This window comes from Rhizobium sp. KNZ14-9A (assembly GCF_056755015.1).
The window spans coordinates 749,855-766,275 of sequence record NZ_JBPGXB010000004.1 but is presented as its reverse complement, the minus strand read 5'-3'; the positions used below and the strand labels follow the sequence as shown (position 1 = coordinate 766,275).

8 protein-coding genes and 4 pseudogenes are annotated in these 16,421 nt (G+C 58.5%); 6 read left to right on the top strand and 6 right to left on the bottom strand.

Annotated elements, in window-relative coordinates; translation table 11 throughout:
- Positions 1–161: 161 nt before the first annotated feature.
- The gene (locus tag ACR9ZQ_RS33825) at positions 162–776 is read right to left on the bottom strand and encodes a hypothetical protein (protein WP_481429892.1); all 615 of its coding nucleotides are present in this window, start codon (positions 774–776) and stop codon (positions 162–164) included.
- The gene (locus ACR9ZQ_RS33820; protein WP_481429891.1) at positions 754–1,572 is read right to left on the bottom strand and encodes a hemagglutinin repeat-containing protein; all 819 of its coding nucleotides are present in this window, start codon (positions 1,570–1,572) and stop codon (positions 754–756) included. Before ACR9ZQ_RS33820 ends, ACR9ZQ_RS33825 begins: the two co-directional genes overlap by 23 nt.
- A 408-nt stretch (positions 1,573–1,980) precedes the next feature.
- On the opposite strand from ACR9ZQ_RS33820, the pseudogene ACR9ZQ_RS33815 reads away from it, so the two are divergent.
- The 4 genes and pseudogenes from ACR9ZQ_RS33815 to ACR9ZQ_RS33800 all read left to right on the top strand — a co-directional run.
- A pseudogene (locus tag ACR9ZQ_RS33815) lies at positions 1,981–2,115 on the top strand (IS5 family transposase); the annotation flags it as partial.
- Positions 2,116–2,220: 105 nt separating this feature from the next.
- Positions 2,221–2,571, top strand: coding sequence for a transposase (locus ACR9ZQ_RS33810; protein WP_082935752.1), 351 nt, complete (start codon positions 2,221–2,223; stop codon positions 2,569–2,571).
- Positions 2,568–2,912: an IS66 family insertion sequence element accessory protein TnpB gene (gene tnpB, locus ACR9ZQ_RS33805; RefSeq protein WP_003592504.1), complete on the top strand. Its 345-nt coding sequence runs from the start codon at positions 2,568–2,570 to the stop codon at positions 2,910–2,912. Before ACR9ZQ_RS33810 ends, tnpB begins: the two co-directional genes overlap by 4 nt.
- A gap of 74 nt (positions 2,913–2,986) precedes the next feature.
- Positions 2,987–4,522 carry an IS66-like element ISRle3 family transposase gene (locus ACR9ZQ_RS33800; RefSeq protein ID WP_481429890.1) on the top strand — a complete coding sequence of 512 codons (1,536 nt, stop codon included), beginning with the start codon at positions 2,987–2,989 and terminating at the stop codon, positions 4,520–4,522.
- Between the two features lie 62 nt (positions 4,523–4,584).
- Here the strand turns inward: ACR9ZQ_RS33800 and ACR9ZQ_RS33795 are convergent.
- A pseudogene (locus tag ACR9ZQ_RS33795) lies at positions 4,585–5,040 on the bottom strand (transposase); the annotation flags it as partial.
- Between the two features lie 68 nt (positions 5,041–5,108).
- Here ACR9ZQ_RS33795 and ACR9ZQ_RS33790 point away from each other — a divergent pair.
- Positions 5,109–6,506 (top strand): transposase, encoded by a 1,398-nt coding sequence (locus ACR9ZQ_RS33790; RefSeq protein WP_481427946.1) that lies wholly within the window; start codon positions 5,109–5,111, stop codon positions 6,504–6,506.
- A 15-nt stretch (positions 6,507–6,521) separates the two neighbouring features.
- On the opposite strand, the pseudogene ACR9ZQ_RS33785 reads toward ACR9ZQ_RS33790, so the two are convergent.
- Positions 6,522–7,283: pseudogene (locus ACR9ZQ_RS33785) on the bottom strand (IS256 family transposase); the annotation flags it as partial.
- A gap of 192 nt (positions 7,284–7,475) precedes the next feature.
- On the opposite strand from ACR9ZQ_RS33785, the pseudogene ACR9ZQ_RS33780 reads away from it, so the two are divergent.
- Positions 7,476–7,589, top strand: a pseudogene (locus tag ACR9ZQ_RS33780) (IS5 family transposase); the annotation flags it as partial.
- Here ACR9ZQ_RS33780 and ACR9ZQ_RS33775 read toward each other — a convergent pair.
- Both ACR9ZQ_RS33775 and ACR9ZQ_RS33770 read right to left on the bottom strand, forming a co-directional pair.
- A complete protein-coding gene (locus tag ACR9ZQ_RS33775; RefSeq protein ID WP_481429889.1) occupies positions 7,586–7,993 on the bottom strand; it encodes a hypothetical protein in 408 nt (135 codons plus the stop codon). The pseudogene ACR9ZQ_RS33780 and the gene ACR9ZQ_RS33775 sit on opposite strands and share 4 nt — an antisense overlap.
- A gap of 10 nt (positions 7,994–8,003) precedes the next feature.
- Positions 8,004–16,289: a hemagglutinin repeat-containing protein gene (locus ACR9ZQ_RS33770; RefSeq protein ID WP_481429888.1), complete on the bottom strand. Its 8,286-nt coding sequence runs from the start codon at positions 16,287–16,289 to the stop codon at positions 8,004–8,006.
- Between the last annotated feature and the right edge of the window lie 132 nt (positions 16,290–16,421).

Below are 16,421 nucleotides of genomic sequence, written 5' to 3'. Positions count from 1 at the left end.
ACCGGCGGAACGCAGGATCGCAACACGCTGCGCGGGGCTTAGGCTGTTGAGATACGCATAGATCGCGTCCTTGCACTCTTGATAGGTTTTTATGCCGAGCTCTATCAAGCTTCCGTCATACTGACGGATGCTGCAGCTCGTCTCATAGGCATATGCGGGTGTTATGATCCAGTCGAGGAGATTGAAGCCCTGCTGCTGGCCGCAGCCAACGAATTCACCACCATTCGCCAGCGCCTGGATGCCTGCCTTGACCTGGGCTTGTTCTTCGGGCGTGAGTTCGCGTCCGAGAATGTATTTGTCCACGAAACCACCGGGGCAAGTGCCCCGCTCAGACCCCGTCCCAGTGCATTCAGGCTCGTATCAGAGAGATAGAACTCGATGCCAACATGTACGTCCTTCGTGATTTCATAGGCATCTTCAGGGTCCCGGTTGAGCTCATCCAAAGGCGAGGTCGCGCCTTGCGCTTCCAGTGCCGCCTGCTTCTGCTCATCCCGGATGATGATCTCGCCTGGGCCGACAGTGGCTCGAACCTCCTGACGGGTATCGTCGAGCTGATAGGAACCGTCCAAACTCGTACGTGATTGTGAGGTCTGGTCGGGGCGCTGCGGTCCTTTTCCGGTCAGGTCGATATTCGCTGTGATGTCAAAACCTTCATAACCCTGCGTACCCTCGAAGTTCTCGAACGTCAGCGTCCCGGTATTGAGCACCAGATCTCCGCTTTCAGAGATGATTTTGCCGGCGCCGAGATGCGTGTTACCGCCGACCGTCACGTCCATCCGGCCTGACGAGACCCGACTGCTCGCTGATCCAATTGGTATTGCCGGAGCCGAGGCCACCGCCCGGTGAAATCCCGGTCAGTGAAAGTCCGCCATCAAGAGGCCCGCCGAAGCCGATCCCGAGCGACGCAGATGAATTGGAACGCGTGCCGGTATCGGGAACCGAAATGATATTGAGGTCACGCCCAACGTCGGCAGTCACCGTATCGCCGGAGACGACGGCGCCCTTGAGGTTGGTATCGCGGCCAGATTGCAGGTTGATATCGCCCAACCCGGTCACATGGGTATTGACTTGCGTCGTCCCCTCACCGTTCGATTTTCCAACACCGGCATGGGCACTGCCGCTGACACCGACGCCAACACCATTCAGCGTCACTCCCGCTGAAAGACCGATGCTAGCGCCCGCAGACATATTGCTGGAAGACGAGTTGCTGGTAGCCTGCGCACTTTCCAGGTTGATGTCATTGCCGGCCTTCAGCGTGATATCACCCACCTTGTCGCTGTCGGAAACCGTCGGCAGGCCATTCTCATCATAGCGCGCGACGATCTGGGCGCCGTGGCTGTTGATGTCGCCGGACGTTGCCTCGATGGTGACCGACTGGCCAGCGCGAATGCTGGTGACGACGGGCGTAGAGGTTTCCGCGTTCTCGCGGGATTTCGAATATTCGAAACCGATGCTGACGGAAGCAGAGGCGATATTGCCGGTGCCACCCGCGATTGCCTGCAAGTCCTTGATCGCATCATAGGCCCTCAAGCCGGCGAAGGCTGCATTGGCGGCAGAGTAGCCGTCAGACACGTTGGCGATCTTGCAGCGGTCGCGCAGGCCAACAAGACGGCTCGGATCATCTGGGCGCTTCTGAACCAGGGCGGGACTTATCGGCGTGCCGCTCCACTGGCGATTACCGCGGCCGCTGTCTGATGGACCCAGTGATCGCCAAAATGATCTGACCGGCGCAGGGCTGGCAGAGGGCAAGGTGCAATAACAGGCGATGAACCCATGGGACGAAATCCCGAAACGAGTGAAGCTACTGCCCCCAATGCGCTCAAGCGCGTAAACTTGATTCAGCTCCTCGTTCGCAGATATCATCAAGGCCAGCGGCCATGTGCCGCGCGCAAAGGCCGGACATATGACCGCACCGTTCCAATGTATGAAATCGACTGAAAAAGCTCTTGCCACGCGGGCCGTTCCACATATGGGGGCAAGGTCAACGGGATCAGACCGGTGATCCCGCCGAAGGCCAGCCGGAAGAACCCACCTGCCTGCGACTTCCGGGCCTACAAGGATCGTAACCGCATCGAGCGAATGTTCAACCGCCTCAAACAGTGTAAGCGACAAGCTGACCCCATCTGGCGTCAGTAGCGTTGGCCGCTGTATTGCGGACAGACGATTCACAAACTGTGAGCTTCTATGTCTGCGCCTAGCTCTGGAACTAGAAACTTCCATATGATCGAGGCTGTTCCGGAACGGCTTGAGGGCGCCCCACGGCAATTTCGGCGCCGCTGGTCCGATGATTTTAAAGCGCGGGCTGTGGCTGAGGCAATGGAGCCCGGCGCAAGCGTCTCGGCCATTGCGCATCGCATCGGCATACATCCCTCGCAGCTATTTGGCTGGCGTCGTGATGCTCGTGACGGACAACGATCCTCCTCGCAAGATCGGGCTGGTCAGACGGAGACTGGGACGATTGGCACACGTGCGATGATCGAGCTTATCATCGGCGACGTCGTTATCCGGGCCGACGCAGATATCGGCGAAGCACACCTGCAGCGGGTGATCCGAGCGGTGCGGTCGGCATGATCCCGTCCGGCGTGAAGGTCTTTCTTGCGAGCCATCCCATCGACTTCCGAAAGGGGCCGGACAGCTTGCTTTCGCTGGTACGGGATGCTGGCAGTGATCCGTTCAACGGTGCACTTTATGTCTTTCGGGCCAAGAGAGCAGACCGAGTCAAGATCGTGTGGTGGGATGGCTCCGGCGTTTGCCTCTATGCGAAGCGGCTGGAAAAAGCCCAGTTCTGCTGGCCCCGGATCGGCCATCATCGCGTCCAGCTCAATCATGCCCAGCTTCTGGCTTTAGTCGACGGAATGGACTGGAAGCGGGTTCGATCCACGCCGGTGAAGCCTCCCGAGATTGTTGGGTAAAACCGCTGCGGCGAAGTGAATCAGGTCCCTGAAAGCATGGGCGGAGCGCGGCAAAATATGCTCTGATCATACCCATGACGCGGCCCGAGATTGAGCTCCCGGATGATGTAGAGGCTCTCAAAGCCATGGTTCTTGCTATGGCCGCAAAAGCAGCCCGCGTCGAGGCTTTGGAGAAGCAGGTTGACGATCTAGAGGCCCGCAACGCGGACGCCGATGAGCGCATCGAGCGGCTGACGCAGATCCTGAAGGCTTTCGATCGCGCCCGATTTGGCCGACGCTCGGAAAGGCTTGCATCATCCACCGTCGATGACGAGCAGCATGCCTTTGTCTTCGAAGAGATCGAGACCGGCATTGCGACGATCAAGGCTCAGGTCACGAAAGGCCGCGGTAGCGCGGACAGCAAACGCGCTCCGCGGCCACGCAAGGGCTTTGCGCCTCATCTTGAGCGCGTCGAGGTCGTGATCGAACCGGAAGAGCTTCCAGAACATGCAGGTAAGACCAAAATCCTGATTGGAGAAGACGTCTCCGAGCGGCTGGATGTCGTGGCAGCGAAGTTCCGTGTCATCGTCACCCGCCGGCCGAAGTATGCCTTTAGGAACGAGGATGGTGTCGTCCAGGCGGCGGCTCCGGCACATATCATCGAAGGTGGCATTCCGACGGAAGCACTTCTGGCCCAGATCGCCGTTTCCAAATATGCCGACGGGCTGCCACTCTATCGCCAGGAAGCCATCTACGCACGCGACAAGGTCGAACTCGACCGCAAGCTGATGGCTCAATGGATGGGCAAGCTGGGGTTCGAGCTCAATATCCTCGCCGACTACATCCTCGATGAGATCAAGAAGGCCGAACGGATCTTTGCCGACGAAACGACCTTGCCCACACTTGCACCTGGTTCCGGATCAGCGAAGACGGCATGGCTATGGGCGTATGCCAGGGATGACCGGACTTTTGGGGGCAGCGGTCCACCGATGGTAGCCTATCGCTTCGAGGACAGTCGAGCCACCGAGTGTGTCGCACGACACCTGAGCGGCTATCGTGGAATCCTGCAGGTCGACGGATATGCCGCTTATAACAAGCTCGTCCGGAAAGATGGAGGCAATGACAGCGCCATCCTGGCCGGCTGTTGGTCGCACAGCCGGAGAAAGTTCTACGAGTTGCATGTCGCAAAGAGCTCGAAGGTCGCTACAGACACCGTCGAGCGTATGGCGAGGTTATGGGAGATCGAGGAGCGTGTGCGCGGCCAAAGCCCTGAAGCTCGTGTCGCTGCACGCCAGGAGATCTCCGCAGCGATCGTCCGTGACCTCTTCACTCTCTGGCAGGCGACCCTGCCACGGGTCTCTGGAAAATCCAAACTCGCCGAAGCTCTGCGGTATGCCATCTCGCGTCGAGACATCTTCGAGCGCTTCCTGACCGACGGCCGCATCGAACTCAACTCCAACATAGTCGAGCGAGCAATCAGACCCCAAGCGATCACGAGAAAAAATAGTCTATTCGCTGGAAGCGACGGTGGCGGCCGGACTTGGGCGACCATCGCGACGCTCCTGCAAACGGCAAAGATGAATGCAGTCGATCCGCAAGCTTGGTTGACCCAGACGCTTGAGCGCCGATGATGTCCCAGGGAGTGGTGTAGCTCGTTCGATCGTCGAGCTTTCCGGGCAGGGCCGGGAACGGGTCAACCTGCAGCGGGCAAGTTGATCAGCGGATCATCGCTCATTGTAGCGATGGTTTCCAGTGTCATGTATCGCGAGCGCTGAACAGCCCACTCGTCATTTTGCTCTAGCAGCAAAGCGCCGACGAGTCTGACGATGGCATCGTCGTTGGGAAAGATGCCGACGACCTCTGTCCTTCGCTTGATCTCGCCGTTCAATCGCTCAATGGGGTTCGTGCTGTGAAGCTTGGTCCAGTGCTGCTTGGGAAAGGTCATATAGGCGAGGACATCTTCCTCGGCGCTATCCATGAGGCCGGCGAGTTTCGGCACTTTCGGCCTGATCTGATCGGCGACGTTGCGCCACTGTTGGCTGGCAGCTTCCGGCGTGTCCTGGGCAAAAGCCATTGCAATGAAGGCTGAGACCACGCGTCGCCCGCTCTTGCCGGCATGCGCCAGCGCATTGCGCATGAAGTGAACCCTGGGGCTGTTGAAGAAGTGCTATGTATCTGATTCAATTGAGCAGTCGTTGATTCTCTGGAGCCTCCACGATGCTCGGCCGTAAGGAACGCGATCAGCTTGAACTGTACATGTGCGGCTCGCTTCGGGATTTGGTCCCTGACGATCACGTATTGGTGAAGGTCGATCGAGTTCTCGACCTCTCCTGGCTACACGAGGAGGTGGCTGAGCTTTATGCGGCGGGCTTCGGCCGACCCGGCATCGACCCGGAAGTAGCAGTCCGGCTGATGCTTGCAGGCTTTCTTCTCGGAATTGTCCATGACCGTCGGCTGATGCGGGAGGCTCAGGTAAACATCGCTATTCGCTGGTTTATCGGCTTCGGTCTGCACGAAGCTCTCCCGGACCATTCGTCGTTGACCCGTATCCGTCAGCGCTGGGGTGCAGAACGTTTCCGAACTATCTTTGAGCGGACGGTAAAGGTCTGCGTAGCGGCCAAAGTCGCCAAGGGTGAGGTCGTTCATGTCGACGCCTCACTCATTCGGGCCGACGTCAGTTGGGAAAGTCTTGCGGTCCGCCATATAGATGCGGTCACCGACGCCAACGAAGCCGCTGAGAGCGAACGAAAAAGCCGCAAAACAGGCAAATACAAGAAAGTCTGCGTCACCGACCCTGACGCGTCCATGGCGACCAACGGGCGTAATCGGAGACTGGAGCCGGCCTACAAGCAACATGCCGTGGTGGATGATGCTTGCGGCGTAATTTTAGATGTGGAGGTCACCACAGGCGAGATTAATGAGGGGCAAGTTATACTCAGTCGTCTCGACGCGGTCGCCGCGATGACCGGCACGATAATCAAAACGGCAACGGCCGACGCCGGCTATGCGTATGCTAAGGTGTTCGCAGGAATGGAGCAACGCGCGATCGAAGCGGTTATTCCGGCAAAGGCAGAGCCAATCCGTAGCCCTGTGCCTATGCGCCGCTTTCGTTATGACGCCAAGCACGACACCCTTAAATGTCCACGTGGCAAGATGCTGAAGGCGGGCCGTGCCGTTAAACATGGGCGCTTCTTTACATCTCGTGCGGCAGACTGTCGGCACTGCGATCTGGCGCGACTTTGCCTTTCCAATGGCCGTGTGAACAAGGCGGTAGTGCTCGGCGATGACTATCCGGCACTCCTGCGAGCTCGTCGCCGAAGAGAACGATGGTCGGACGAGGACCGAGCTTTGTACCAGCGTCACCGCTGGCGCTCAGAGGGATATCACGGCGAAGCGAAGACTTGGCACGGGCTATCAAGAGCGATCCGGCGCGGCCTCATAAATATGAAAATCCAAGCCTATCTGACGGCCGCGGCAGTCAACTTGAAGCGACTGGCAAGTGCTTTTCTGTCAATTTTGCTGTTCGTGTACAGCCAAGAAGCTACCAGCTCAGCCCGACATCCCTCCAGGCAAAGGAAAGTTTTTGGAATCGCCTTGTCGGTGACTTCCGCGTAGCTCCGCCGACGATTGGTTCTTCAACAGCCCCACCCTGCATCTTTGCCAGGTAGCGGAAAGGACCTTGGAAACGGCGGCTTTGATGCCTTCGTGGGCATCGGACACGGCGAGTTTGACGCCACGCAAACCGCGCCGTGTGAGCTTACGCAGGAACTCCGTCCAGATCGGCTCAGCCTCAGAGGTGCCGATTTCCATGCCGAGCACTTCGCGTCGACCATCCGTGTTGACGCCGATCGCGATGATCACCGCGACGGAGACGATGCGTCCGCCACGCCGGACCTTGAGGTAGGTGGCATCGATCCAAAGATATGGCCAGTCACCTTCGATGGGGCGGGAGAGAAAGGCCTTCACCTTGTCGTCGATCTCTTCGCAAAGCCTGGAAACCTGGCTTTTGGAGATGCCACTCATGCCCATCGCCTTGACCAGGTCGTCCACCGAGCGGGTCGAAACGCCCTGGATATAGGCCTCCTGGATCACCGCGGTCAGTGCCTTCTCAGCCATGCGACGCGGCTCCAGAAAGCTTGGGAAATAGCTGCCCGTGCGTAGCTTCGGAATACGAAGTTCGACAGTTCCAGCGCGGGTCTCCCAGTCGCGATCGCGATAGCCGTTACGCTGAGCAAGCCGAAAGTCGTTCTTCTCGCCGTAGGCCGCACCGGTCTTGGCACCGACCTCCAGCTCCATCAGCTTCTCGGCCGCAAAGCCAATCATCTCGCGCAGCAAATCCGCATCAGCACTCTTCTCAACAAGAGAGCGCAGGTCCATCATGTCATTGGTCATCGGTGGTCTTTCCAAAAGGTTGTGCTTGAACAACCCAACCCTACCGGAAAAAGCCGATGACCACCGCTATCGACCTACACCACCTCTAGGGACATCATCTGAGCGCCTTGCGAATGGATGGCCCAGCAGTGAAATCGACGCGCTCATGCCATGGAACTACGCCGCCTGAACGGCCCCGGCTTGTCGCTTACCAAACAGTTCCGTCGCGTCGCGACCCGATACCACAAGACACGACAATCCTTCTTGGCATTCTTCGCACTGGCCGCAGCCAAGATATGGCTGCCATACTTTGTCAATAGGACCTAGTTAAAATCGACTTGGCACTCAGACAGTGGAAAACTTCGTCCGTCGGAAATTATGAAGCTTCCATCTTCAATTCGGGCTAGGAGCAGACCAAGGCTCTTTGCACCGGTATTAACATCTTTCCTCCAACCTTCGACGTCACCATGATATTCAATTGCATGGAATAAGGGGCCATCCGGTGGTGTAATTCTGCATCCGCTTTCATTCAGTCCTCCTCGTGTCGCCGCCCTAGGTTCAACGTTTCGTGTGAGGTTGTTGAACTGCCTACGAAATTCGTTTTTTCCATCATCTGAGAAATATACAAATTCGACCCCATCGACCCCTTGCGTACCGGGAATTACCCGCGCGTTACGCCGCTCAAACTTGCCACCAAATATTCTTTCCAGCCTATCGAGTTCGCTAGTCATATCCCCTCCTTTATTTGACGGGAGTAAGTAAGAATTTTACGTTTGTTATTCCGTTTGCGAGGAACACCTTCGAATAATAGTTTGCAAACTCTACGCTGTTCGTGTGGTAAATTACACCGCCCGCAAAAGCTTGCGAATATTTCTTTGCCTGTGCTAGCACTTTCGCTTGCTCGGTCTTTGACCAAGGCCAGGACCCGATGCTGCCGAATGGATTTCGGATCGATTTCGTCCAACTGTCGACATATTTCGCTTCGACTGCGGTCAATTTTCCATTTATTCGTGTGACGTCGTCTGCAACCCCGTTCACTACCTTTCCGTCAACCACGGTCTGGTATTGACGCTCCTCAAGTGTAGAGTTGTCATATCCTTCCCGCACATTTTCTTCATAACTGGCCGCTCGCTTGCGAACCGTGCTGCCATTAGCCGTAACAGGTGCTGTTTCAAGGAGTTGATCCCCCTTAATGCTTAGAGTTGGATCTGAAGGATCAAAATCTCCCTGTATTTTAGGCCTGACTCCCGCCAAACCCTCGGCTGTACGGATATCATCCATACATAGGAAATCACAGGCACCCAATGTCGTCGTAATGGAGCGGGCAAGTAAGCCTTCGAACTCACCAAAGAGTTGTGTGCCTGCCGTCACTTGAGCAAGATATTGCCAAGTCTCACCTTCTACATCGCTTTGCCATCCATAGAGCGTATTTGCAATCGCCATAGGCGAGGCGTTCGGATCCAGCGTCCAGTCGGTGTTCCCGATGAGAAGACGCATCTGGTCACCGTCCTTAATCTCCTTCAAATGCTCACTAACGCAACTTAAATTGCTACCACACAATTTAAGTTCAGTGAGGTTAGTACGCGATTGGAGGATTGCAGTGTTCCAGGCACTCTGACGACAAGCCACCGGATTGGCCGCTTTCTCGCAGGCGACGAATTTTTCATAGAGTTCCTGCAGCTCTTCATGTTTGAGATAATTGTTTTGGTAGTTCGCGGCACCATATCCGGCGCCCTCGACGCCACCCACAGCTCCGCCAACACCAGCCGCAATGGTTGCGCCGATCAGCTTGGCGAGCGCTTCACCTTCTGGCGTTCCTTCGTATTTGGTGCCTTTGAGCATCCCCTTGACGAGCTTTTCTATGGCCGGAGCCATTAAGGTTGTCACGGCGCCGCCGAGAGCGGCTTTGATCGCTCCCTCCCAACCGTTGACGCGCCCGAGGATACCAGCACCAATAGCATGCAGGAGTGCGCGCCCTTCACCACCCTCTTTCCAGAGATCTCGTTCTGCTTGGGTTGTGGCCTTTGCATATAGATCAGTTGCAATATCTCCAACCAAAGTGGCCATGGTCTTCTGAGCTTCCTGCAGATCGGCCTGGGTCTTGTATTGGTCGCGCAGAATGTGCTCTAGGTCCGGCAGACCGGGTAGCGAAGTGTTGGTGTTATCGGTGTCGCGGCGGATCGTGCCGATGTCCTGAATCTGATGGGCTGGATCGGTGATCGTGATGCCGATGTTTGCGCCGATAGCCGAGTAGGCCTTGCCCGTTTCGCTCTCGCCGGCCTTGACCGGCGGTGCGATGGACAATCCGCCGACGCCAATCGAGCCGCCATAGGTCTCGGCTTTCCACTTGGAATGCGTATCGATATCCGTGACGGTCAAAGTGCCGGTATCGATTGTGTTGCGGTAGGAGGGCGCCTCGCTCGTGATCAGGCCGCCCACCAGCGAGGTCTGGCCGCTGACATCGATATCGAGACCGCCGGTGCCGGCATGGATGCCGGATTGCTCCGAGACGACAGCAGCATTCCCGCTGGCCTTTTGCGTCACGCCGGATAATCCCGATGCGCCAAAGCCGATCTGGCCCGAGAGATTGAGTTGATCGGCACTGGCCTTGGCGGTGTCCACCTGGCTCTCGATCGTCAGCGAGCGCGCGTCGACGGTGACCGAGTTGCCGGCAACGGTCGCGCCCTTCAATGCCAGGTCATTGGTGACGATATTGACATCGCCGGTGCCATTGAGATGCGTGTTGGTGTGGGTAACCGCGGTCGTGTCAGAGCCGCCCTTGCCATAAGAGCCACTGACGCCGAAGCTGGCATCACCACAGCCGTTCTTCGTCGTGCAGCCGAGTTTGACGCCAATGCCGGCATTCCAGGAGCTGTTCGAATCGGTCGAATCCGAGGTGCCGACGGCGGCATTGAGATTGATGTCGCCATTCTTGGCCGACAGGAAAATGTCGCCGGCCAGCGGATCATCAGAGAACTTTGGCAGACCGTATTTGTCGTAGCCAGCCGCGATCTGCGCGCCATCGCTGGTGATGGAACCTTTCTCAGCCTCCATGGTGATGGAGCGGCCGGCGAGGATGCCGCTGACGACGGGCGTCGAGGAGGAAGTCGAAGAGCTGCTTTCCTGATGACTGATGCCGGCGTTGATGCCGATCTCGAAGGAGAGCCCGGTTCCAATCTTGGGATCCTTGCTGGTCAAACCGTCATAGACGCCCCTCAGGTTTTTAATGCCCTCATAGAAACCGAGGCCGACAATAGCCGTATTCGTCAGCGCGTTGACGCCGCCGGAATCTGACAGGCGCTCGGCCGAGTTCATGATGCTCTGGGCAGCACTTCCCAACTGGCTGGAGACGGAAAGCGTCACGCCGGCGAAAGTCTTCTCGTGCATCTCCTGGTAATTGGTCTGATCCTGCGCCGACAGAAGATTGATATCCTTGCCGGCGAGGAGATTGACGTCACGCTCGGCCGAGGCCTGAACCGCCTGCAGATTGACGTTGTTGCCGGCGGAGATGTTGAGGTCGCGACCGGCCGTCAGGACCGAGGTGGCGTTCGTATTGGATCCCTGCGCCGTCTTGTCGGTGCTCTTCTGCGCACCGATACCGATCGAGAAGCCGCCATTGCCGCCGGAGAAGGAGATGCCGAAGCCGGACTTCTTCTCCTCTTCCGACCGAGCGAAGCTCTCGGCACCGGGCGTGATGTTCACGTCGCGGGTCGCCGACAGGTTGATGTCGCTATCGGCGGCGACCGAAGAACCGATGATGTTGAGGTCCGTGTCGCGCGCCGTCAGCGTCACATCGGTTCCGGCCGAGAGCTGTGAGCCGATGTTGAACGTGGAGGCCTGCTTGACGGACTTCTGCTCGCTGCCCCAGATCGACAGGAAGCCGCCGCCGGAACCGGCACCGAGACCGGATGTCTTCTGGGAGGTCTGCAGTTCATGGGCTTCCTGCGCGCCGATGATCGAAACGCTGTCACCAGCAATGGCGATGCTATCGTCAGCCGTGACATTGGAACCCGCTATGACAACATCCCTGCCTGCGTCGAGCGTGATATTGCCGGAGGCGCCGAGTTGCGAACCGACTGTCGCCTCGTCATAGGCGTCGTAACTCCAGCTGCGCGAAGACAGGAACCCCTTGCCCTTGGAGTTGATCGTTTCATCGACGACATCCTTGCCCGAGGAGACGATGAGATTGCCGCCGGAATGGATGTCGAGGTCGGCCTTGTGATCCTCGTCGCCGGCCTGAAGCCCAGAGGCAGAAATGACCGTATCCTTGCCGGACGAGATGGAAATGCCGGTCTTGCCGCTGATCGACGAGCCGGCGACCAGTTCGCGGTTAAGCGTGGCGTCGGTTGTCGCGTTTCCTCCGGACTTGTTGTGGAACTCGTAGGCTTCGCTGTCGCGCGCCTCGGCGATCGTCACGTTGCCGGCGGCTTTGAGATCGACGGATTTATCCGCCTCGATGCCGCTGCCGATGATGGCGAGATTGCCTTCGCCATTGGCGCCGGCCGAGACCGAGACGTCGCCCTTCGAGGTGATTTGCGAGCCGAGGTGCGTGGTGAGTTCGCCGGAGTTCTTCCCGTAGGCGAGCGAGGTAGTGTTCTGCGCGGCGGCGATATTGATGTCGTGGCTGGCCTCGATCGCGGTATTGCCGTCCGTCTTTATGGACGAGCCTGAAAGCAGGATATCCTTGTCCGCCTTGATCGTGGCATTGCCGCCGGCGACGAGCTGGGATTCCTGCTGCGTGGTTGACTTGGTCTTCGTATAGCCGTCGTCGGTCTGCCGCGTCACATCGGTCGTGACAATGTTGACGGAGCCCTTCTCGGCGGTGACGCCGAGCGCGCCGCCCGCCTTGGCCGAACTGCCGATCACGTTCACATCGTTTTGCGCCGTGATGGAGATGTCGCCATCCGCATTGATGCGGGTTCCAGTCGCATTCTGCGAGCCATTATTGTCGACCTTTTGCGCCTCGAGCGTGACGTCGCGGCCGGAGAGTTCGGCCTTTCCGCCGGCCTCGATACCGGCGCCCTGCAGTTTGAGGGTTTCGCCGGCCGCAAGCTTTGCATCGCCGCCTGTCTCGACCATCGCATTCGGATTGACGACGTTCTGGCCGCCAACCGTCGACGTCTGCGCCGTCAGGGTGAGGTTTTGCGACGCCTTCAACGACAGATCATTGCCCGCCTTGAAGCTGCCGCCGTTGGCCGAGATATCGGTCGCAGTCACGCCAAGGTCGTTCTTGGCGACGAGAGCGCCGGAATTGGCAACCGTACCCGCATTGATCGACACCGAACTGCCGGAAATCAGGGCGCCGGCAACCGTCAGGCTAGCCTTGTCGGTATTGGCGACGTAGACGGTTGGGACGAGTACCTCGACCCCTTGCACGGTCTTCTTTTCGTACCAGACCATCGTTTCGGTCAGGTTTGCCGCGAGCTCCGGCGATATCTCCTCACCGATTGCGAGATTATGCGCCTTTGCGAACTCCAGGCCATTGTCGAGCAGGCTCTTCATCTGCTCGATCGCGTCGCTGCCGGGAACGAACGAGCTTTTTCCGAGGCCCTCCCCTACAAGCTGGCGAAGCTGCTGATCGACAAGCTGGTTCTCGAAATAGGCATCGCCAAGGAACGGTACCTCGCGATCCGGCGCATAGCCGATGCGGTCGATGAAGTAGCCAGAGCCGTAGAACTTGCCGACATCGAGGAAATCGGCACGTGTTTCATAGAGGAAGACCTGGCCAGGGATTGTTCCGCCAAAGCCGCCTGAATTCGGCTTGGACGCGCTTGCGCCAAGGGCGGCGTTCGGTGCGAAGAGCGCTCCGCCCGCCGTCAGGCCGTTCAACGCGGCTGTGGGATTGGCGGCGTTCGAGCCGGCCGCAAGACCTGTGTGTCCTGCAATCGTGCCGCTCCCGACGCTGTTGTTGAGAGTGCCAAAGCTGACATCGAGCGCACCTGCGGCCTTGATATTGGCCGATGCCAGCCCGACCGCCTCGGTCTTTGTCAGCACCGAGGTTCCTGCCGCCATGTCCCTGGAGGGATTGCGATTGCCGCTCGCGTCATAGGCCTCGCACGCCCCTTGCGCATAACATTCGACGAGGGTTTTGCGGGTTCCCATCACGCCCTGGTTATTCAGCGTGCCGCCGCGAAGAACGGCATTGCCCTCAGCTTCGATCGAGCTGCTCGCGTTAGTGAGAACTGTGGAATCGATCAGCAGGTTTCTGCCGGAGCGAATGAGCGCCTCGGAAGAGAGCGTACCATCAAAAACATCCTCATAGACGCTTTGCCCGATGCGGGCATTGTCGTCCCAGGTATAGATCGTGCTCGTATCCCTAGGTTTCCCCTGCTTGGAGACGATGAAATATTTCGACGGGTTGTTCGGATCGAGCGTGATATTGCCGTTTGCATCGCGCGGCACACGGGTCTGGATCCAGTCACGGATCGAATCCGAACTGCTGGGGCCGACTTCCGTTATCCAGGTCCATGCACGGAAGGATGTGCCGTCGGCGAGGCGCGCTTCCGACCAGAGCTTGTCCTGATAGGCCTCCCATTGCTGGCGCGGCAGATCCGGAAAGAGATAATCACTCGGACTGTCATCGTTCGAGCCCTGATAGAGCTGCATGAACGGCTGGCCGGCAACAGCCTGGTTCAGGCGGAATGCCGCCAGCGTGTCCGAGTTGATCCGGACGGATTTCAGGCCCGGTAGATTGAGCCGCTTGTTGGTGAGATTATCGGTGACGAGCGAGACGTCATTGCCGGCCTGGATAAGGCCCGAGATATTGGTGATCGAATGGTTGCGACCGCCGGCGGCATCGGCCGCAATCGTCAGATCCCGGCCGACAACGATCGCTCCCTGATCATTGACGAGGTCGCCCCGCACATACAAGCGGCCATCCTGGCCGGCATAGATGAGACCGGTTGCCGTGTTGGAGAAATTGCCGTTGGTGGTCAGCGTAAGATCGCGCCCGGCTGCCATTTGTCCGGCATTGGCGAGTGATGCCAATGTCAGCGTCATATCGGTGGCAGCCAGAAGCGATGTGGAAGCGGTCGTTGAAACGGTCTGCGCCTTGACCGCGATATTGCCGGTGCCTCCGTCCGAGGAAAGCGCACGCAGAGTGGTGCCTGCCATGTTGGCCGAGCCGGACAGATTGAGCGCCACGCCGCCGAAAGTCAGGGTACTCGAGGAGAGATTGGCACTATCGGCATTGACGATCAGCGTACCGGATGTGGCGATCTTGCCGCGGTTGCCGCTGAGATCCAGGCTTTGAAGCGAAAGCGTGATATCGCCCTTGGCGACGGTCTTGTGATCGAGGCTGATGGTGCCCTGATCGGCCCCGAGCTCGGCCTTGGCGAAGCTCTGCAGGCTGTCGTAGGAAATATTCTTTTGCGCGTGAACCGTCAGATCGCCGTCGCTGACGATCTGATCTGCGCTGACCGATCCGCCTGTTGCCTCGAGCTTGGCGCTCCCTACGCCCCCCTTCATCACGAGCGGGCCGCCCGCCGCCGCGCTGCTCGCCTCGAAATCCACCCCTGATACAACCTTGCCAAGCGCCAGCGCGCTCGCTTGTGCGGTAAGCTTCCCGCCTGACAGCAGGTCACCGGCAATGGCAATGTCCGCTCCGGCGGATAGCATCGTATTGTTGAAGCTGATCAGCGAGCCGGCGCTGATTGTCCCCGAAGCTGCATTCACCGTCAGATCGCCGCCGCCGGCCTTGCCCAGTCCGAAGATTGCGATATCGCCGGATGTCGAAGCTAGTTTTATGGCACCATCGGCGATGATCTGGTCCGCGACGATGCCCTGTCCTGACTTGATATCGGCGTCCTTGCCCGCCGAAATATTGCCGGCCGCGATCGCCCCTGACGAATTCAACGTCAGATTTCCAAGCGCCGCAACTTCGCTGTCGATCGTTAGAAGCCCGGTGCCATTGGCAAGAGCGACATCCTCATCAGCGGCGACAGTCTCAAGCGTCATGCCGGCAGCAGCATCAACGACGACGCTTTTCTTGGACGTGAGCTTCTTGGCCTCCACCTGCCGGTTCGAACGGATTTTCACACCGTCACGGCCCGATGCGTTGCCGAGCGAAATCTTGCCATCTGCCGACAGCGTGAGATCACCAGCATTGGCGGCCATGTCGGCGCGCATGCGCACCCCCGCCCCCTTGTCGGTCACGACGATCTTGATGCTGTCAGCCTGCATGGCACCGAGCGCGGAACCATCAATGGCGAATTCTCCGGCATCGGCCGCCCCGTCAAGCGCGGTCGCCTCGCCCGTCGCGTAGTCGAACCTGTTGCGTCCGACGGTGAAGCGCATGGCTTTGCCGGCCACCGGGCCGTCGACGCTCACTTTACGGGAGACGACATCGAAGAGATCGACCGCGCCGTCACCGCCTGCGAAATTGCCGCCTTTGGCTCCAAAGATCACATCGCCGCCCTGAACCGTGAAGCCGGACAGTTTTCCACTGGCGTCAATGTCCGGCTTGCCAGTGGTCAAGGTTGCGTGCGGCGTGTTGATGAAGCCGCAACCTGAGCATGTGATGCCATTCGGATTGGCGATAACGACATCGGCGCGCCCGCCGAACACTTCGACCGGCCCTTCCAACGCGCTTCGATTGCCGCTGGTGACTTCATTCAGGATGACCGAGGCCGGGCCGCTGTTGTGCAGGTTCGGGTTGCCTGGCGTGACGCCGCCGAGCTTGGAATTGCCAATCTCGGCGTTGTAGTTATTCAAAATCAGACCAGGCGTTCCGACATTGAAGTCGCCGTATTTATTGTGGGAAAGGCCGGCACTGTTCGGCGTCACGATATCGATCAATGGAATGCCGTTTGGCGCCGCCCCGATGTCGGGCCGGTTTGCGGCCGGTGCGCCCGCATCCGGCGTCACCTGCTGGGCTTGCAGCAAGGCCGGTTGAAACAGGAGAAGGCCACTTAGAAACGTTGCAAGTGCCCTGCGCGCCAGACCGGAAGAAGCATGCCGCTCTTTGCGCTTTGTGGATCCGACGGGAACTCCGCGCCAAACGGAAAAAAGCAACCCGGACTTGCCCATGCTGTCACAACCTCTGTCATCGACCAACCGGTTGCAACGCAGCAAACGGGAAATTAGCCAATGCGACAACCTAATGGTGAAAGTCAACGTGTACAGAAAATCGGTTCAATCTTAAGATGATGATTTTCTTAA